At 55.0% G+C, this 19,437-nt stretch carries 18 protein-coding genes and 1 tRNA gene; 12 read left to right on the plus strand and 7 right to left on the minus strand.

Annotated elements, in window-relative coordinates; all coding sequences use genetic code 11:
* The first annotated feature begins 66 nt into the window (after nt 1–66).
* Entirely contained in the window at nt 67–795 is a 729-nt protein-coding gene (locus AZE99_RS06720; protein ID WP_067199113.1) for a CPBP family intramembrane glutamic endopeptidase, read from the plus strand.
* A 175-nt stretch (nt 796–970) separates the two neighbouring features.
* Nucleotides 971–1,702: a queuosine precursor transporter gene (locus tag AZE99_RS06725; RefSeq protein WP_067199115.1), complete on the plus strand. Its 732-nt coding sequence runs from the start codon at nt 971–973 to the stop codon at nt 1,700–1,702.
* On the opposite strand, the gene AZE99_RS06730 is transcribed toward AZE99_RS06725, so the two are convergent.
* Entirely contained in the window at nt 1,699–2,130 is a 432-nt protein-coding gene (locus AZE99_RS06730; RefSeq protein WP_067199117.1) for a hypothetical protein, read from the minus strand. The genes AZE99_RS06725 and AZE99_RS06730 overlap by 4 nt on opposite strands.
* Nucleotides 2,131–2,401: 271 nt before the next feature.
* Here AZE99_RS06730 and AZE99_RS06735 point away from each other — a divergent pair, with 271 nt between their 5' ends.
* Nucleotides 2,402–2,953: a peroxiredoxin gene (locus tag AZE99_RS06735; protein ID WP_067203365.1), complete on the plus strand. Its 552-nt coding sequence runs from the start codon at nt 2,402–2,404 to the stop codon at nt 2,951–2,953.
* Nucleotides 2,954–3,031: 78 nt separating this feature from the next.
* Nucleotides 3,032–3,550, plus strand: coding sequence for a 2'-5' RNA ligase family protein (locus AZE99_RS06740; RefSeq protein ID WP_067199119.1), 519 nt, complete (start codon nt 3,032–3,034; stop codon nt 3,548–3,550).
* Here the strand turns inward: AZE99_RS06740 and AZE99_RS06745 are convergent.
* Nucleotides 3,547–4,782, minus strand: coding sequence for an NAD(P)/FAD-dependent oxidoreductase (locus tag AZE99_RS06745; RefSeq protein WP_067199120.1), 1,236 nt, complete (start codon nt 4,780–4,782; stop codon nt 3,547–3,549). The genes AZE99_RS06740 and AZE99_RS06745 overlap by 4 nt on opposite strands.
* Nucleotides 4,783–4,958: 176 nt before the next feature.
* On the opposite strand from AZE99_RS06745, the gene AZE99_RS06750 reads away from it, so the two are divergent.
* The 4 genes from AZE99_RS06750 to AZE99_RS06765 all read left to right on the plus strand — a co-directional run bounded on the left by AZE99_RS06750 (nt 4,959) and on the right by AZE99_RS06765 (nt 8,796).
* Nucleotides 4,959–5,035, plus strand: a tRNA-Met gene (locus tag AZE99_RS06750).
* Between the two features lie 391 nt (nt 5,036–5,426).
* Nucleotides 5,427–6,866: a hypothetical protein gene (locus AZE99_RS06755; protein ID WP_156472136.1), complete on the plus strand. Its 1,440-nt coding sequence runs from the start codon at nt 5,427–5,429 to the stop codon at nt 6,864–6,866.
* Nucleotides 6,867–7,212: 346 nt separating this feature from the next.
* On the plus strand, nt 7,213–7,839 hold the full coding sequence (locus AZE99_RS16085; RefSeq protein ID WP_156472138.1) for a hypothetical protein: 627 nt from the start codon (nt 7,213–7,215) through the stop codon (nt 7,837–7,839).
* 42 nt (nt 7,840–7,881) lie between these two features.
* Entirely contained in the window at nt 7,882–8,796 is a 915-nt protein-coding gene (locus AZE99_RS06765; protein ID WP_067199124.1) for a hypothetical protein, read from the plus strand.
* Nucleotides 8,797–9,081: 285 nt separating this feature from the next.
* Here the strand turns inward: AZE99_RS06765 and AZE99_RS06770 are convergent, their stop codons facing one another.
* The gene (locus AZE99_RS06770; protein WP_067199126.1) at nt 9,082–11,697 is read right to left on the minus strand and encodes a TonB-dependent receptor; all 2,616 of its coding nucleotides are present in this window, start codon (nt 11,695–11,697) and stop codon (nt 9,082–9,084) included.
* Between the two features lie 428 nt (nt 11,698–12,125).
* On the opposite strand from AZE99_RS06770, the gene AZE99_RS06775 reads away from it, so the two are divergent.
* Together AZE99_RS06775 and trxB are read left to right on the plus strand one after the other, a co-directional pair.
* The gene (locus AZE99_RS06775; RefSeq protein ID WP_067199128.1) at nt 12,126–12,506 is read left to right on the plus strand and encodes a VOC family protein; all 381 of its coding nucleotides are present in this window, start codon (nt 12,126–12,128) and stop codon (nt 12,504–12,506) included.
* 215 nt (nt 12,507–12,721) lie between these two features.
* Nucleotides 12,722–13,687, plus strand: a complete 966-nt coding sequence (gene trxB / locus AZE99_RS06780; protein ID WP_067199130.1) for a thioredoxin-disulfide reductase — start codon at nt 12,722–12,724, stop codon at nt 13,685–13,687.
* Here the strand turns inward: trxB and AZE99_RS06785 are convergent, their stop codons facing one another.
* From AZE99_RS06785 to AZE99_RS06800, 4 genes are read right to left on the minus strand one after another with little or no spacing between them, the layout of a single operon-like run.
* Nucleotides 13,688–14,509, minus strand: a complete 822-nt coding sequence (locus AZE99_RS06785) for a hydrolase 1, exosortase A system-associated (protein ID WP_067199131.1) — start codon at nt 14,507–14,509, stop codon at nt 13,688–13,690. It abuts the gene before it with no gap.
* Nucleotides 14,506–15,156, minus strand: coding sequence for a hypothetical protein (locus AZE99_RS06790; protein ID WP_156472140.1), 651 nt, complete (start codon nt 15,154–15,156; stop codon nt 14,506–14,508). Before AZE99_RS06790 ends, AZE99_RS06785 begins: the two co-directional genes overlap by 4 nt.
* 53 nt (nt 15,157–15,209) lie before the next feature.
* Entirely contained in the window at nt 15,210–15,482 is a 273-nt protein-coding gene (locus tag AZE99_RS06795) for an acyl carrier protein (protein ID WP_067199134.1), read from the minus strand.
* A gap of 34 nt (nt 15,483–15,516) precedes the next feature.
* Entirely contained in the window at nt 15,517–16,566 is a 1,050-nt protein-coding gene (locus AZE99_RS06800; protein ID WP_197460270.1) for a GNAT family N-acetyltransferase, read from the minus strand.
* A gap of 30 nt (nt 16,567–16,596) precedes the next feature.
* Between AZE99_RS06800 and AZE99_RS06805 the strand changes: the two genes are divergently transcribed.
* Together AZE99_RS06805 and AZE99_RS06810 are read left to right on the plus strand one after the other, a co-directional pair.
* Entirely contained in the window at nt 16,597–18,138 is a 1,542-nt protein-coding gene (locus AZE99_RS06805) for an acyl-CoA ligase (AMP-forming), exosortase A system-associated (RefSeq protein WP_067199136.1), read from the plus strand.
* Nucleotides 18,135–19,370 (plus strand): pyridoxal-dependent decarboxylase, exosortase A system-associated, encoded by a 1,236-nt coding sequence (locus AZE99_RS06810; RefSeq protein ID WP_067199137.1) that lies wholly within the window; start codon nt 18,135–18,137, stop codon nt 19,368–19,370. Before AZE99_RS06805 ends, AZE99_RS06810 begins: the two co-directional genes overlap by 4 nt.
* The last annotated feature ends 67 nt before the right edge of the window (nt 19,371–19,437 follow it).

Raw genomic sequence — 19,437 nt, forward strand, 5'->3', positions numbered from 1 at the left:
AAGGCCCGCATCATCCTCAATCCCGCAAATCCGAGCGCAACGCATTATCAGTGAACAGGAATATTCATGACAAACCCAGATCACAGCAATCCCGGTCGATGGACAGCATTTCGCGATCTACTGCTTATCATCTTTACGCTTTTGACAAGCAAATATCTGCTGCTGCAAATTGACGCGATCTGGACTCTTGCTGGACCGATTTCGCTTCTTCTCGCTTTGGGGGTTGCAACAATCTGTCTTCGCCAAAATGATCAAAGCTGGAGCAGTGTTGGGCTGAAGCGCCCCGAGAATATGAAGCTGCTGGCCATGTGGACTATCATTGCGTTGGTCGTGACCATCGGTGTTGGCATATTCGCTGAGTCTTTCATCGTCAGCCTTTTTAGCGCGCCCGACGAGGCCACTCGTGCCATAGATGCAAGATATCAGGGGCGGTTCGACAATCTTCAGGGCAATTTTCCTGTCTTTCTTTTCTGGCTGATGCTCGCTTGGCTCATCGGAGCGTTCGCCGAGGAGATGCTATTCCGCGGAGCTTTATTTTCGCGTTTTGAGTATTTGTTCACGGGCATACCATTTTCGGCATTTCTTGCCATTGTCTGTCAGGCGATCCTGTTTGGGCAAGCTCACTTCTATTATCAGGGTATGGCCGGATGGGTGGCGACCGGAGCCATCGCCATTGCATCCGGACTTCTGTATCTGGCTTTCAGACGAAACCTGTGGCCGCTCATGCTTTCTCACGGTCTCAGCAATACCATTGGCCTAACCCTGCTATATCTTGGAGTGATGCAGCAAAACTAACGCACCATATGGTCGCCGCTTTGTGACAAGCCGAATGAGCCCAGTATCTCGAAACCCAAAAAGGCGCGCGGACTATGCGCACTTGGCGATTGCAGAATCGAAGAAGATTCCAACGCAGAAATCGCGCCTATTATCCATATGTTGAATTGTCTCCCGGCTGAGCTAAGGTCAGCCCATGACCGATAATCCCATAGTCCGTACTTCCGCTTCCAGCCAGACCGGCCACCGGTTCCGCTATTATGATTTCGTGATGGCGGCTTTCGTGACGGTGCTGCTGCTGTCCAATGTCATTGGCGCGGCCAAGCCGACTTTCATCATGATCAGCGGTGAGCAGTGGATCTATGGTGCGGGCATATTATTCTTCCCGCTTGGCTATGTGATCGGCGACGTGCTGACCGAAGTCTATGGTTATGCGCGGGCACGGCGGGTGATCTGGGCCGGCTTTGCCGCGCTGCTGTTCATGGCCTTCATGAGCTGGGTGGTGGTGTCGCTGCCGCCGGCCGAGGGCTGGGAAGGGCAGGCCGCCTATGAAAGCGTGTTCGGCCAGGTCCCGCGCATCGTGGCTGCATCGATAGTCGCCTTCTGGGCCGGTGAATTTGTGAACAGCTATGTGATGGCGCGAATGAAGGTCTGGACGCAGGGCAAGGCCTTGTGGAGCCGCACCATCGGTTCGACGGTTGTCGGGCAGGGCGTCGACAGCCTGATCTTCTATCCACTGGCATTCTGGGGGCTGTGGGAGGCTTCGGTGGTGTTTACCGTGATGGTGACAAACTGGGGCCTGAAAGTGCTCTGGGAGGCTGTGCTGACGCCGGTGACATATCTAGTGGTCGGATGGCTCAAACGGCGCGAAGGTGTCGATATCTATGATGAAGATACCGATTTCACCCCGTTCAGCACGTCTGCCTAGGTGAGAATGCCGTCTTGTTCCGCCTTGCGGGCGTAGAAATATAGCCCGACTGCGCAAATGGGAACCAGAAGGGGCATCACCCACTCGCCGCCGATCAGGGCATCCGCATATCCGAAAGCCAGAAACAGGCCGCCAAACTGGATCAGCACGGCGACCATCGACAGGAGATATAGTCTGACGGCGAGGCGCTTTCGCGCTAGCAGCATGATTGAGCCGACAAAGCCGGCGAAGACCGCGATGGCGAATGCGGCGGTCAGCCAGAATGGCTGGCTGAAGAGCAATTCCTGCTGTTCCGGACGGAGCCCCGCGAAATCCTCTGCGCTCATCATATATTGCTGGAAATAGGCGCCAAGGCCCATGGCGTTCCAGACCAGCGCGACAATGCCGATGATCCAGAACCAGACCGGTATTTTCGTTTCTTCCGTCATTTCATCCTCCCCGTGGTTGCGGGATAGTGCAACTCGCGCGGTTCCCGATCAAGAAGAATGTCGAACCGGAGCGTGGGGCGGGTTTTCAGTGCTGCAATTTTCTGGAAGCGTCGTGTGAATTCCGCGTGATGCGGAAAATGCCATGCACCAAAGGCATTTGCAGCCGCACAGACTTTGAGTGATTATGTCAATCAGTGGAGTGTAATAAATCAATTTAGCCTATCAATCTTTCGATGCTAGGCGGCCCTCATTCAAACCAATGGAGCCCATGATGATCGGTAGAAATATCCCTGAAGTTACCCTGAAAACCCGCGTTCGCGACGAATCGGTCGACGGCGAAAATCCCTTCCGCTGGGAAGACGTGAATACCAAAGACCTGTTTTCCGGGAAACGCATTGCTGTTTTCTCCCTGCCGGGCGCATTTACCCCCACCTGCTCGAACGAGCAGTGCCCGGCCTACGAACGTCTCTATGAAGAATTCCAGGCGCGCGGCGTTGAAGAAGTCTATTGCATTTCGGTCAATGACGCATTCGTGATGTACCAGTGGGGCAAGTCCCTCGGTCTGGAAAAAGTGAAGCTGCTGCCGGACGGATCGGGCGACTTTACCCGGCGTATGGGCATGCTGATCAAGAAAAACCATCTCGGTTTTGGTGATCGCAGCTGGCGCTATTCGATGATTGCCGATGATGGCGTCGTCAGCGCATGGTTCGAAGAGCCCGGTATCAATGACGATGGTGTCGACAACGATCCCTATGTCGAATCGACCCCCGAAAAGCTGCTCGAATGGCTGGACAGCGAGGAAGCATCGCGCAAGGCGGCCTAAGTCCGACGCACAACCCGAGAAAATGAACCGCGAGCGAGAAATTGCTCGCGGTTTTACATTGTGCGATAGCATCGGCGCATGGAGCGCCTTAACAAACCAATCATCATGACGGCGGAAATGGGCAAGGCGGACTTCGCCTGGGCCGATGGCCTCCGCAGACGTCATTTTCCGCCGGAGCGCAATCTGGTGAGAGCCCATATCACATTGTTCCATCATCTGCCGCCGCAGGCACTGGATGAAATCAGGTCTGCCGTGATATCACTGACCAGCAGCTTGCCGAAGCCAGAAGCCCGATTATCCGGGCTGATCCATCTTGGACGCGGCGTGGCCTATCAACTGCATGCGCCGGAATTGCTGTCCCTGCGGATGGAACTGGCGGACCGGTTCGCCGGATTGCTGGTGGCGCAGGATCAGCAGACGCCCCGGCTGCATGTCACGGTGCAGAACAAGGTGATTCCCGGAGAGGCGCAGCGCCTGTTGGAGGAGCTTTCCGACGAATTCGAGCCGCGACCCTTCGCCATCCACGGGATCGGGCTGCATTATTATCTTGATGGCCCCTGGCAGGACATCGGCAGCTGGCCCTTTCGCGGGCGTTAGCGGACTCCGACTTCCTTTATCGGAATCTCCGTATTGACCAGGTCGTTCTTGTCGAGATTCAATCCCTCGACGACGGCCTTGCGGCCCTGCACATAATCCTTGGTGGCGTTGACGCAATCGAGCGCCACAACCTTGCCGTCGCGATAATAGATCACCGAAAAACTGCGCGACTCCGGATCGCCGCGAACAACATAGCTGTCATGGCCGGTCGAGAGGCCCACCGTTTGCAGCCTGAGATCATATTGGTTCGACCAGAACCACGGCACGGTATCATATTCGGTTTCCTCGCCAAGGATGTCGAGCGCGGCCACTTTCGCCTGGTCATTGGCGTTCTGGACCGACTCCAGCCGAATCATCGCGCCATCGGCATAGGCATTGCTGTGCGCAGCGCAGTCACCGATCGCATAAACATCTTCCAGACTGGTGCGGCAATGCTGATCGACGTCAACGCCATTGCCGGTCGCTGCGCCTGCCGCCACGAGGGGGCCCGTTTCCGGAATAATCCCGATGCCGACCACGAACATGTCCGCCTCCAGCGTCCGTCCGTCGGTAAGCGTAACGGCGGTGGCAATGCCATCTTCACCAGTTTCAAATCCCGCGACAGTGGCGCCCAATTCAATGGTGACTCCATGACTGCGGTGCTCGGCTTCAAAGAATCGGGAGAGCGCTTCGCCTGCCACACGGGACAAGACCCGGTCGAGCGATTCGACAATGGTGATCTGCTTGCCCAATTTGGTCAGAACCGCAGCTGCTTCCAGTCCGATATAGCCGCCGCCGACGACAACGACCTTTTTGACGGTCGGCAGAGCGGCCATGATCTTGTCGACATCGGCGCGGGATCGGACAGCGTGAATATTGCGCGCCTGGCTTCCCGGACAATCGAGCATCCGCGGAGAACCGCCTGTTGCCCAGATCAGCTTGCCATAACCAATTTCATCGTCGGAAGCCAAAATCACTTTCTTGCCGATCGGATCAAGTTTCGACACCCGGCGACCGGTGAGCAAATCAATTTCGCGTTCGACCCAGAAGCTCTCGGGCCGCAGCAAGATCCGTTCAAACGGCTTTTCCCCGGCGAGATATTCCTTGGACAGCGGGGGCCGTTCGTAGGGTGGATATTTTTCGTTTCCGACCAGGCCGATCGAGCCTTCAAACTTTTTCTGACGCAATGCGATGGCCGCTTGCGCGCCCGCATGGCCAGCGCCAACAATCAATATGTCATAAAATGCGTTCATATCTGCCCCTTGGTGCCACATATCGGCCCGAAAAGCGCTGTTAGCGCGGATCGTATTGGCCGTGCAAGTTTTAGCGTATTTCTCGCTTCAGCTTGTTGACCAGACCGAAGGCTATGACTATAGCGCCGCCGTCCAGAGAGAGTTTCGTGGCGATTAAATAATCGCCGGGACCCGATGGCGGAGTAGCTCAGGTGGTTAGAGCAGTGGAATCATAATCCATGTGTCGGGGGTTCGAGTCCCTCCTCCGCTACCAAAACATTGTTTTGAATGTAGCAATCGAATCGACAAAAATTAACGATTATAAACGCAGGTCAGCTGCGTTAAATTCGTTAGGGGTTTCCTGCCGATCACCGGTTTTTCAGGGCCTGTGTGGTGTGGATCACAGCGCCTGCTCAGACTCGATATATTGATGCCGGATTATTTCTTGATCCTAGATCCCATTTTGGGGTGATGCACCGGGATGAGAGTTGGAATGTAAAAAAAGGTCTGGCCGATCAATTCTTGCAGGCATATTGTCGCAAGCATGCCGGAGGGATAGTTGGTGGAAGAGGTCAAAGGAAAGTTGAAGTAATTTAGATTTGGCTGGCCACATCGGCTAGAGCTCTGGGTCTCGGTTCGTCATGGGCATGAAACAGGAGGAATATTTGAGCAAGGTTCAAACAGCGCTTGCTGTGACTGCCGTTGGAACGATGACTGCAATCGCGATTGGTGCGTTCGTCATCCACCCAAGTCCGGTCGAAGCCAATGTGGCTTTTGCCAGAAGCACCGGTGCTTCCTGCTCCGAGTGCCATTCCGATGCTTCGGATCCCATAACGAACGGACTGACCAGTGTCGGTATCGCGTATAGCCAGTGCATCTATAGCTCATCGTCAAGCCAGGGGGATTGCAACAGTCAGGTCCAAAACAGCCAGCGACCGGGAGGGGTGGCCACTCCGCAGTCGGTACCACTTCCATCATCAGCATATGGAAGTGCTCCGGTGAATGATGATCCGGCGGTATCTCTACCGAACCCGGACAGTGATGCCGCAAATGGCTCGGGAGGATTTTCCGGTCCCGGTCAGTCGCAAAACCCGCCCCAACCGCCACAAGAACCTGCCGGTACCGGCAATCCAGAAGGATCACCTGTTCAGGCAGCGGAAGACAAGGCCTATGTGCCGCCATCGCGAGTAGAACCGCCTTTGCCGCAGTTACCGCCAACCCCGGTTCTCCTGCAGCAGGATTATCCGGATTGTCGCGAAGATCATCTGCATCTTCCCGACCCTCACGACAAAGCGAAGAATATCAATCAATGTACGACGCGGCTGGATAATTATTACAGCAGCGTTTTGACCGACTATCGAAAACGCATGAATCAATATCAGGATGAAATTTCCCGGATTTATACGGATAAAGTGGCAGGAAAAATGGAATATTCTGCTGCCAGCAGAGACCGGTTCTACAAGGAGATGCGGCAGGAGCATGCAAACTCAGATCCGGACGGAAAAAATATGGCGATCTATCGGGCTGCAGAGCAACTCTATCATTTGGATCGCAATTACCTGAGCGATCGATATTGCTACAATACCGGATGTGGTGGCTATCCGGTCCCCTCCAATTACGGTTTCCTGAACATGGAAGGAGGCAGCGGCAACTCCGGCAAACAGGGCAAAACCTCCGGTAAGTCAGGAGGCGACAAGTCCTGTAAAAAATCCAGGGGCCGTGGCCAATTGTTGGGCGGCATTTTTGGTGGAGTGGTCGGAGCCGTGGCCGGCCTTGACGATGTCGGCGTGTTGGTCGCCGGTGCCGTCGGTGCGGCGCTTGTTGGTGAAATCGCCTGCAAGTTGAGTCAGGATGAACAGAAGAAAGCCTCTGAAGCAACTTATGCTGTTGTCCAGCAGGAGACCGTCGGAGCAGTAGCCAATTGGAAAAGTCCGACCCGTGGCGGTGTGTCAGGGTCTTCTACCGTCACTGCGCTGAACACCGAGCCCAATGGTCGCAAATGCCTCACCATTACCGATGTTGCGATTATCGATGGCGAAGAGACGCGCGTTTCCAAGCAAATGTGCCGCGGTGCTGGTCAATCTCAATATTCGATTACGGCTTGAACATGAAGTTGATCGCGAAACATCAAGCTAGTCGGTGTTGGCGGGAAGACTATCGACTTGGTCTGTGAAAGATGTTCTGGCTGATCGCCTCGATCTGAAACGCAACATAATTCGCGCTGTACATTATCAGTATCGGTGAAGACTGGATGAGCAGCTTTTGCTTTCAAACGGGACAAGGCATTTGACTTTTGCCTTCATGCTTATAGGCTGAAACCGTTGTTGATTATTGATTGTAGAATCAACCGGAGTGGGGGCTCCCGATAAAACTCATCATATAGATGGGACAAAAACCCTGGATCGTAAGGCCTTTTTCGAAAGGTTACCAAACGTCTCGGGGGGAACCGGAATGAAGTTCGGACATAAATTAGCGACGTCCGTCGTAATGAGTTTTTTCGCAATCGCGATTGCCATCAACTATTTCCAACCATCCGCGGTCAACGCCACGCCAGCCTATGCGACCGCTACCAGTTCGGGATGTGGAGCGTGTCATGTGGCAGGGGTCACCGCAAGCCGGTCTTCGGTCAATGGCTTCGGCCAGAGATATGCTCAATGCGGATATCAACTGAACTGTGCTCGGTCTCCGCAACCTCCTCAGGTCGTCCAACGACAAAACCCCTACAGTCCTCCACCGGGCAATTATGTACCGCCAAACGCTTCCGCGGGTTTCCAGCCTGGAAAAATCTGGCTGGTACAATTGCGCGAGAGCACTGGAAAATCTGCTGACGTGATCTGGAAGTTCCGTCCCAATACAAATGTGGTTGATGCCACGATGTATATTGATGGCAAACATCTCGATGATATTTTGACTTATGAAGGATATCGAAACGGGGCCGTAAGTTTTTTCAGCGCCAAATTGCAGATGCGATATACCGGTATTCCTTCAGCCGACACTAATCACATATTTAACGGAACCGTTGCCGGTGCCAATTTCGGCCAAGGCGATAGCTGGACCGCATCGATCTGGGAAGATTGAGCGATGGACCGGAAAATAAGTTTAAGGGAACGGGGAGCGGGCATGAAAAAATCAACGAAACCATTAGCAATCGCAACAGCAGGATCAATTCTGACTCTTGCCTATGGCGCAAGTTTTCTGATGCCGGCACCAGTTGAAGCGAATATAGGTTTCGCTAGGAGTTCCGGCCTGTCTTGTTCGGAATGTCACGCCACGCCTTCCAATCCCACGAAACAGGCGCTGACGCTGACTGGCCGCCGTTTCAAAAACTGCGTATATAGTCCGAATCCCGGAACCGTGGATTGCAACACTCAGGCCGTTTCCGGTTCGAATAATGCCAAGGGTACAGGCAATAATGCGGTCTACGGACAGCCTGTTGCTGCGCCTTATCCTGTCGCCAATCCGGGATACCAGCAACCAGTGAATCCCGGCTACCTGCAACCTGGCAATCCGGGCTATGTTCAAACACCCCAAGGGGGATATCCCGGTGGTACGCGACCGGTGACCGCACCGCCAGCGCCGCAAAAGAAAAGCAATGGCGTCCGTGATTTCCTGTTGGGGCTATTGGGAGCACCTGCCGCCACAACCCAAAATCCTTCTACGCCTGGATACCGGCCGCCAACAAATTATGTTCAGCCGAGACCCAACTACACCGCACCGGCGGGAGGCTATGATCCAGGTCAGAGATGGATCATTGTTGAGCGACTGGGCAATGGACGGGTATTGGATTCCACCTGGCGCAGACGTCCCGGCACCAATTATTTTGATGCCGTCTTCATGGATAGTCTCAATGGATCCCAGAGCAATGACGTGGTCATTTATGAACAGTTTCGCAACGGCCAGATCAATTTTCGGCGTCAGAGCACTGGAACCGTTTACAAGGGCAATCTGACTCCGGATGGCAGGATGGTCCTTGGTGGAACAACCAATAAAAATGCTGCTTATCTGACCTGGACCGGCACGCAGTTCGATAGATAATATCGACCGCAGCTGGTGGACCGCACATAGCGAGACTGATCAGTTGTGCCTCACCGTGCCACGGAACGAAGCAAGGGGTGGGTGAAGCACAGGATATAGCTGGCATGAGACTTATGACAGGTGGCATAATGTGCCATCTGTTTTTCTTCTGCGACCAGACCGCTCGCTTCGCTCTCATCATCTGGACAGGCAACCGGTTGTCGTGGGCTGGCAGAAGGTAAAAAAAGGGAGGAGAAAAGCCCTGTTCTTTCCCCCTCCCGTTGTGATTATCGCATGAGCCAGTCTTTAGAAGTCTTTCTTCAGCGTCAAGGCCCAGGTCCGGGGCAAGCCGGGTGCTCCCGAAATGGTGCCGGGGCTGCCAAACTGCTCGTACAGAGAAGTGAAATAATATTTATCGAACAGGTTTTGCACTTCCAGACTGACTGACCAAGGGCTGTCGCTATCCTGTTTCCAGGTCAGGCGAGCATTGCTTAGAAATTGTGCATCAATCCGGTTGGTAGCGATAACATTCGGTAGTGCCCCTCCACCAGCGGGAGCCGATACGCCGGGGACGAACGGGGTGGTGGCTGGCGGAACACCTGCAGGTGATGTAGCGACAGAAACCGCATCATAGTTCAGGGCTTCGGTATAGACGTGGCTCTGATACGATCCGTCGACGCGGGCTGACAATGTACCGCCAGCGACATCTTCGAAGTCATATTGGACGCCAAAGCTCCATTTCCATTTGGGCGTATAGGGTGTGACCATATCGAGTGTGACGGCCGTCCCAGCACCCAGTTCCTTATATTTAAAGTCAAGATAGCTCAACGCGCCGTCAATCGAGAGGCCGTGAACCGGGGTCAGCAGGGTTTCAATTTCGAAACCTTTGACCTCGGCCTTGCCGACATTATTGGGTTGCAGGCACGGAGATCCCGGACAAGCTGATAATGTCAGAATGATATTCTTGTAATCGTTGAAAAAAGCCGCCGCGTTGATCCGGACATCACCGCCAGCAAAGTCAGACTTGAAGCCGATTTCATAGGCAACCAGCTCTTCCGGTTGGAATTGCTTGATCTGGTTACATGGTGCAATGACACCCGGCGGGAGATCCTCGCACTCGCCGGCGGACGGACCGAAAAAGGGCCGCGGGTTAAATCCACCAGCACGATAGCCAGTCGAGACCTGACCATAGAATAACAGTTCGTCGGAAAAGCGGTAATCAAGAGCCACGCGCCAATCGATACGGTTATCCTTGAAAGTTGGCGGAGTGACATCGTTGAGACCCAGCAACAGACAATTTGGTTCATTGCCAATGCCGACCGGCCCTGCTGTCGGTGCACCAAGGAAGAACGCACAGGGGGCCGGTCCCGGAACCGTCAAGTCGGGATTGCGACGGAAGAACGTATAGCTCTTCTCATCCCATGATTGCCGAATGCCCGCAGTGATATTGAAGGCGTCACTGACCTGGAAGGTGCCATTGGCGAACAATGCATAATTTTTCGCAGGCGTCGGGTCAGGTCCGTGAATGAAATCCAGGCCGGCATAGTTAAGGTCGACCCGGGCCGTCAGAGTGCCGTCGCGTTCGAAATAAAAGCCGCCGACGGTGAAATCGAGCAAGTCATTGAACGCCGTACCCGACAGGCGCAATTCTGTGCTCCACTGTTCGTTCTTCAGTTCCTGCTGTAGCTGCTGGTTTGAAACCGGTGTATTGTCGACATCCTGTGACCAGTCAGATGTATATTCGCGCCAGGCGTTGATCGATTTGAGCGCCAATGTATCGGACAGTTCGATGTCGATGGTTGCCGAGATGCCGTAATTGTCGAGATGCGAATGCGGATCGAAAATTACCGGCTTATATGGTGCCTGTGTCGTTGGTGTCCGGACATCGGCGAAGGTTGCGTAGGAGACATATCTTGGATCATAGCCGGTCAGATTGTCACAGCTGTTCACGCCCGAGGGTACGAAAGCGCAATTGATCGGAATGGCAGCGCCGGTGTTGGTATTGGCAAGCCAGGGTATCCCGTCCGACGTTGTCGCTGCATGATTGCCGTATATCAATACGGATGCCCCGGCTTCGGAGCGATCACGGGAATAGTCGCCCGCGATATTCACTTCAACACGATCGCTTGGCACCCAGCGCAGCGCGAGCTTGCCGGCTGCATAGCTGGTGCCGCCCAAGGTGCCGAGTTCGGCGTCAGGGCCAACCGACTGGCTGGGGACGCCTGACCCGGGATGGGTAATTCCGTAATCGAGCCGTTTTACATGGCCGTCACGATTCTTGGTTGCACCGGAAATGCGGGCAAACAGATTGTCGCTAATGGCAAAGTCGGCAAAACCCCGAACATCAATCCGATTGAACGAGCCATAAGTGGCCGAGATCGAACCGCGGCCATCACCTTTCGGCTTGGTGGAGAAAAGCTTGATCGCTCCGCCGATTGAATTGCGACCAGCGAGCGTGCCTTGCGGACCGCGCAGAACTTCGATGCGATCGAGATCCATCAGGTCGAGCAAGGAACCGGTCAGCGTCGGAATATAGACGTCGTCGACATAGATGCCGACGCCCGGTTCTAGGGCAAAGTTGAAATCGGTCTGACCAACGCCGCGGATAAAGGCGATAAGGCCGTTACCATTTTGCTGCCCTTGCGGGGTTAGCGTTACATTTGGTGCCTGTTTCGCAACATCTTCGACCCCGGTCTGGCCGCGGGCTTCCAGCATATCAGAATTTATGGCTGTAATCGCAAGCGGCGTATCCTGCAGATTCTGCTCGCGAAATTGCGCTGTCACGACGATTATATTATTGCCATTTTCGCCATCGGCCTGCTCGCCAGATGATGATTGATCCTGCGCATATGCAGGTGTTGCTGCGGCCAAGATTGCCCAAATACTGGCACTGGCCAAGCTCGATTTTATAAGATTGTTCACGACATCCCTCCCAAATGATTCATACTTATGTAGAATTCATGCAGTGACAAAGCATAGAGCAATTGATATGCAAAGCATACTATTATTTCACGCAATCTGTCGCCCTGTTGAAGTGTCATCAGAGCATTTCCGGAGAATCATTCCGGTTTGGGTAGGCTGTTGCAAGGGCAGGGAGAGGACAATTTTATCTTATTTCGCAAGGGCAAATGAAATGCAATCAGGGCGGTTGATCGCGGAACTCAGTCCGTCAATTGCCATCAGTTCAGCTGGGTAATTTTCAGTAAACGCGATATAGTTCTAGCTGAAAATTCCAGTGCATGAATGTCTGAAGATAATGGGTGAGATTAACAACTTGCCGGTTCTTCAGAATGCCAAACTCATACGATATCCAACACCAAAAAATCCAACACCGAAAAGGATCATATACCATGTTTACCCATATTTGTATCAGTGCAGATAATCTCGAAGATTCTAAAAAATTCTACGATGCCACGTTGGCACCGCTAGGCGTACAAAGCGTTGGTCAGGTTAACGACCGCACTTGTGTCTATGCTACCGAAACAGGGAAATTGCTGGTGATGACACCTTATGACGAGGGTGCCGCCAGCTTTGCCAATGGGGGTACCATCAGTTTTGCAGCCGCGAGCAAAGACGCTGTCGACAGTTTCCATGCTGCAGGCCTTGCGCATGGTGGGCGTGATGAAGGTGCACCGGGACCGCGGCCGAACGCGCCGGGCAATGCTTATGGTGCCTATCTCCGCGATCCGGTCGGCAACAAGATCTGCGCTTTCGCTCAACTTCCTGAATAAGACGACATATCATAATCTGTTCCAGATTTTGACTCTGGGGCTGGCGGACGTTCGGGTTATATTTCTCTGGAATATAACCCGAATTTGCTAGTCGCCAATGGGTACTATCACCGGCCAAAAATATTCTACGCCTGTTTTGACGGTGATAGGTCTTGCCTACCGGCGTCGGGCATCCCTATTTGCAACCAACAGAATCATCACCACAGGAATGGATTATGGCTGAAACGCATCGCACGAAAATGCTCATTCTGGGCTCGGGACCTGCCGGATTGTCGGCCGCTATCTATGGTGCCCGCGCCGGACTGGAACCGATCGTGGTTCAGGGCCTTCAGCCAGGTGGTCAGTTGACCATCACTACTGATGTCGAAAACTACCCCGGCTTTCGCGATGTAATCCAGGGGCCGTGGCTGATGGAAGAGATGCAGGCGCAGGCTGAAAAAGTCGGTACACGCACGATTTTCGATACGATTGTCGACGTCGATTTCTCCCAGCGCCCGTTCCGGATGACCGGCGATGGCGGCGATATCTATGAAGGTGATACATTGGTGATTGCAACCGGTGCGCAGGCCAAATGGCTGGGCCTACCCGGTGAAGAAGAATTGTCAGGGAAGGGCGTTTCGGCCTGCGCAACCTGCGACGGATTTTTCTATCGCGGCAAGAAGGTAGCGGTGATCGGAGGCGGCAATACCGCGGTCGAGGAAGCGCTCTACATGACCAACCATAGCGATGATGTGACGCTAATCCATCGCCGCGACAGCCTGCGGGCGGAGAAGATCCTGCAGGATCGGCTCTTTGCCAATCCCAAGATTTCCGTGTTGTGGAACACCAATGTCGAACGCTTTGTCGGCGGCGGCGAGCCTGTCGGGCTGGTCGGACTGGACTTGGTCGATACGCAGACTGGCGAGAAGAGCCACCTTGCTCTCGACGGCGCGTTCGTTGCGATCGGACACGCGCCTGCAACCGAGATTTTCAAGGGCCATCTCGATCTGATCGACGGCGGATACATCCAGGTTGAACCGGGTACGCCGAAAACCAAGATTCCGGGCCTGTTTGCCTGTGGCGATGTCATGGATCATGTCTATCGGCAGGCGGTGACTGCAGCAGGAACGGGCTGCATGGCGGCGCTTGATGCCGAGCGTTTTCTGGCCGAACAGGAATTTGAGCTGATCGCCGCCGAATAGTCAGGCGGCGCGCAGCGCTTCCAGCAATTTTTCGGTGAGCCATTCTCTGGCCGCTTTATCTGCGAAACTATGTGATGCACTGTCGAGGGGCTCGACGGTTATTGTGACTTTGTCTCTCACTTGCGCAAAATCTGCGCTGTTCCAGGCGGCGAGAAATGCGCGTGCGGTGGTATCGCGCTTTGCCAACAAAATACGGGTATTCGCTTCCAGTCCCGACAGAGCCTTGCGCAACTGCAATGAAAGCGCGCTATTTTCTTCTGATCGGGTGGCCTGTTTCAGGCCTTTCAGCAATTTCCCGAAATCGATTTTTCCGGAGAGCAGATCGACAATCGTGCGCGGATTCTTTATCCGGTCCCAGTAGCGGGAGCGGATCGCTGCTGAGGACATTGTCGGTTGTGTTTCGTCCGGTACGACTCTGCTCTCGATCACCCAGGGATTGGCCAGAATATAGCCATTGATTCCGGCATCCGGTCCGAACAGAGCCAAAGCGGTCGCCGCATCGCAATTGCCGAAGGCGACGACCGACGTTATCTGCGGCTGTTCCTGCCGGAGAAATTCTGCGGCTGCCGCAATTTCATCCGCGCTACCCAGAAATCCTTGGTTGTCGCCACTGCTTTCGCCAATTCCGCGCCGGTCGTAACGAAGCACCGGAAAGCCCTGTTCCGAAATCCGCAGCGCCAATCCTGCCATTCCACTATGGGCGCCCGAGCGGATTTCATTGCCGCCGCTGACGATGAGCAAGGCGGTCGTGCCTGTTGCGGAATCCAGCGTCGCCGCGAGCTTGTCGCTCTTACAGGCTATATGGTGAAAGCTCCGCGTCATTGGCCCATCCACGCGGCGATATCCTGCGCGATAGCGGAGGACATCACTGGATCATCATCCGGTTCGGCGCGGAGCCAGAGGGCGGAGCCGGGGATTTGTACATCGTGGGGCTTGTCGTCGGAATCGAGTCGCACGATCCGCTGACTTTTCAGTTCCGCTATCTGTGCAGCCTCGAGTTGCGCAAACAACCCGGAACCGATGATGTTTCCAGCCAGTTCCAGCGGTCCGGTCCTGGCCAGTTCGGCCAGTGCGGCGAGGCTCGTGTTCTGTCCAGCCTCGCGGTCAGCCGCAACCCTGGTCCGCATCATCGTCCGCAGGATGGTCGCGCCTTTTACCGGGCTGAGAATCCAGTGATCGGCCCTTTGCATTTCCGCAACGGCCAAAGCGCCGCCGCGGAACGAGGCAATATGAGAGATTTGATGCTGTTGTGCGCAGGCCTGAACGGCTTTCTGCCAGTCGGATAGCGTGATCTCTTCCAGCGCGGCCAGGCTTTCATTGGTGCCGGGAAGATCAGGGAGGAAACTGCTGATTTCAAGGGCATGCAGCGACCGCATGACATCGACCAGCATCTTGCGCATCCGGTTCATCTCGTCGAACAGGGGAGGGACGAGCATGACGCGGCGGGCAGACCGGACTGCAAGGGACAAACATAATTCTTTGCGATCCGCAAATTCGTAGGAGACGAATGCGGGGATGAGCGTCACTCGGTGACTTTCATCTCGGCAAATGCAACCAGATTGCCAAAGGTTTCAAAAAGTTCGCCGTCCACTTCATCATCGTCGATCATGATATTCAGACGATCTTCCAGTTCGGTGAGCAGCCCGGCAACAGCCATGCTGTCCAATTCGGGAAGGGCACCGAAAAGTTCGGTCTCCGCCGTAAATTCCGCGACCTGTTCCTCGCTTAGCCCCAGAATGTCCCGCATCACTGCGCGCACGGCGGCTTCCGGCATTAACTCGACCTTATTCTGCATCAAAAACCCCCGAATCCCGGATATCGGCGTTTCCCTAAAGCGATGTGCGCTTTCCGGCAAGGCCCGAGGCATAGTGTCGCAAAATAGGTAGCCAGGACAAGGGATTGTTCGGCCAGTAAAATTCCAGCCGGTAGCGGTCCCGGACCTCTTCCATCCACTCGCGCTTGTAGCCGTCATTACCGGTGCCAAAGTCGATCAGATCGACATGATCGATGTCGATCGCGTGCTGGAACATGGCAACAGACAGCAGCGTTCCGGGAGATGTTTTTGTCGCGTCTTCAATATGTGCCAGCTTGTGGATCAGTGCTTCGCCATTTTCGACTGTCCAGAATTGTGCGGCGACCGGCTCTCCGTCGATATAGGCCAGACCCAGGCGCATGCAGCCTGCTGCCGCTTCGTGTTGGGCCAGCTTTTTCAGAAAATCGGGATTGCCCTCTTCCGGTTTCCAGCTGCGCTCATAAACCGACACATAATCATCCCAATCCTCATCGGAAAATTGCGTTTCAATCCGGACCGATACAAGATTTTTCTTCGCTTTGCGGCGTACCGTGTTGCGCAGCTGACCGGGGCGATCGGCCCAATATTGGTCGAAGGTACGCCCCTTGACGTTGAGAATATGATTGTCATCCGCCTTTGACCGGAAGACGATCCAGCCCGCTTGCTCGAACGCACGTTCGGTCAGGCTGGCAGCGGAATCTTCGTCCGGAACCGGCGTGATTTCAATATGATGAGAGCTCGATTTGAGCTGTGTTGCGAGTTTGGCGAGCAATGCCAATTTGGTCACTTCGTCATAATCACCCAGAAAAATCGGGCGAAAGGTGAAATTATACCAGTTGGCCAGTGCTGCATGGCGGCCGAGGCCGGTTTTCATCAGGAACATCCACGCTTCGGCTTCGCCTTCGGTGCTGTGGACAATCAATGGTGATTTGTCCGGCAGGCACAGCTCGTGCAGCGGCTTCAGCCATTCGATCCGGTCGAACAGCGACTTCTGGACTGATCGGCCCAGTTTTTCTCCCGCAATGGCTTGCACGGACTGAAAATTGCTATGATATTCACTGGTCATGGCTAAGGTCGTATCTGTCACAAATCTGCTCTTTTTCCCATAGGTCAAAAATTGAACATCACTCCCGAAACCGCCGCATTCCCGCTCGACCATCTGGCGATAGGCAAGAATCCGGATGCAAGCGCTCTCGTCACGCGTTCGGGGACTCTTAGCTACAAGATGTTAAATCATCGTGTCGGCTTGCTGGCGGCATGGCTGCAAGGGCAGGGCTTGGCCAGGGGTGACAGGATAGCGACATGGCTGTCCAAGACCGAACTGGCTTGCGTCATGCCGCTGGCGGCGGCCCGGGCAGGCCTGGTCCACGTGCCGGTCAATCCCTTGCTCAAGCAGGCGCAGGTTGCGCATATTATGGCCGATAGCGGCGCCAAACTGCTGATCAGCAATTCCGGGCGTCTGAAAACTCTCGAAGACAGCCGCAAACAGGATTGTGAATTGTTCGAGGACAAGGCTGTTGAGACTTTTCTGGAATCCGTCAAAATATCAATGGAGCCCAGTGCGGAATCCACCGACACCAATGATCTGGCCGCAATCCTGTACACCAGCGGGTCTACGGGCCGCCCGAAAGGGGTCATGCTCAGCCATGCCAATCTGACGCTGGGCGCGCTCAGCGTGGCCGAATATCTGAAGCTTTCAGCCAACGACCGCACGATATGCGTGTTGCCGTTGAGCTTTGACTATGGCCAGAACCAGTTGCTCTCGACATGGGCTGTTGGCGGATGCGCAGTGCCGATGGATTATCTTACTCCGCGGGATGTCCTGAAGGCCTGCGCTCGCGAACAGATCACAACTTTAGCGGCGGTACCACCACTGTGGGTGCAACTGGTGGAGCATGAATGGCCGGAAGAAGCGGTCGCCTCGATGCGGCGGCTGACCAACAGCGGTGGTGCACTGACCCCGACATTGGTCAAGCAGTTGCGGGGAATATTCGGTTCCGGAACCGACATCTATGCAATGTACGGCCTGACCGAGGCTTTCCGTTCAACCTATCTTGATCCCGCTCTGATCGATGATAATCCGACCAGCATGGGGACCGCAATCCCTTATGCCGAAATATTGGTGGTGGATGAAACGGGGACTGTCGCCGGGGCGGATCAACCCGGAGAACTGGTCCATTGCGGGCCGCTCGTTGCGCAGGGTTACTGGAATGATCCCGAGCGGACTGCGCAGAGATTCAAAAGTGCCCCGGAAGCGTCAAGATATGCTGGAACCGCTGTTTTCTCCGGCGATACGGTGAAGCGCGGCGATGACGGTCTGCTCTATTTCGTCGGTCGAGACGATGCGATGATCAAGAGCTCTGGCAACCGGATCAGTCCGACCGAGATTGAGGAAATAGCAGTGGAATCGGGGATGGTAGCGGAAGCGGTTGCCCTGGGCGTCCCTGATGAACGACTGGGCCATGCCATCAGATTGTTTGTCCGACCGGTTGAACAGGGGGCGGAAACTTCAGCGGTTGCAGAGCAGCTGGCAAAATATCTAAAGCAGAATTTACCGAATTTTATGCACCCGCGGGATATCATTCTGCTTTCGGAATTTCCCAAAAACCCCAATGGAAAGCTGGACCGCACCGCATTGGCCAGCATGGATATCGAATGATCAAGACCAAGGCCACAGGGCCGATCCCTTCCGGATATCATGCCACCGACGGCGAACTGGCCCTTGGTGGACAGAAAGTCAGCGCGCTGGTTGCGGAACACGGCTCGCCGCTTTTCGTCTATTCCAGCAACCTGCTGGACAACCGGATGGCGCAATTGCGGACGGCAATGCCCGATCGCCTTGATCTGCATTATGCGATGAAAGCCAATCCCTTTCCGCCGCTGCTCCGCCATATGGTAGGACTGGCCGACGGTATCGATATCGCTTCAGGTGGTGAATTGCGGATGGCGCTGGAAGCGGGAGCGGCGCCGGAGCACATCAGTTTTGCCGGACCGGGCAAGCGGGACGAGGAGCTTGAAAAAGCGATCCAGGCCGGTGTCACGATCAATATCGAATCGCCCGGTGAGTGCGAACGGGCGCTGAAAATCGGTGCCCGGTTGGACAGAAAAACCCGTCTGGCGGTTCGCGTCAATCCGGACTTCGACCTTAAAGGGTCGGGCATGAAAATGGGTGGTGGTGCGAAGCCGTTCGGGATGGATATCGAACTGGTTGCCCCGGTGGTGAAGCGGATATTGGATGCCGGAGCGGATTGGCGGGGTTTTCATATTTTCGCCGGTTCGCAGGCGCTCAGCGCGGATGCGATTATCGAGACACAGGCGCAAACGCTGGAACTTGCCGCTCGTCTTGCGACGGAGATCGGCAAATCGCCGGCTCATGTCAATCTGGGCGGCGGCTTCGGTATTCCCTATTTTCCGGGTGACGAACAGCTGGATATTGCCAAGGTCGGCGAGGCTCTGGCAGGCCAGTTCGAGCGGCTGCCGGAGATATTGGCATCAACGCAATTCGCCATCGAACTGGGGCGCTATCTGGTCGGCGAGGCGGGCGTCTATCTGACCCGGATAGTGGATCGTAAGCAAAGCCAGGGCCACACCTTTCTGGTCACCGACGGTGGTCTGCATCACCAGCTCGCCGCGAGCGGCAATTTCGGCACGGTCGTCAGACGCAATTATCCTGCTGCCATCGCCAGCAGGTTTGAAGAGGAAACCGCAGAAACGGTTTCGATAGTCGGCTGCCTCTGCACGCCGCTGGACCGTTTGAGCGACAGTGCCGCAATGCCCAGAGCTGACGTTGGGGACATTGTCGCGATCTTCTGCGCCGGCGCTTACGGGGCCACTGCAAGTCCCGCCAGCTTTCTGGGTCAGGGGCCGGCCAAGGAACTGTTGGTCGACTAGCCCTGACGGTCCGGGCTGCTGTCAAAGCGCGGGTGTCGTTAATTGCAAATTCAGCTAATCCTAACGC

This window comes from Sphingorhabdus sp. M41 (genome assembly GCF_001586275.1).
Classification (GTDB): Bacteria; Pseudomonadota; Alphaproteobacteria; order Sphingomonadales; family Sphingomonadaceae; genus Parasphingorhabdus.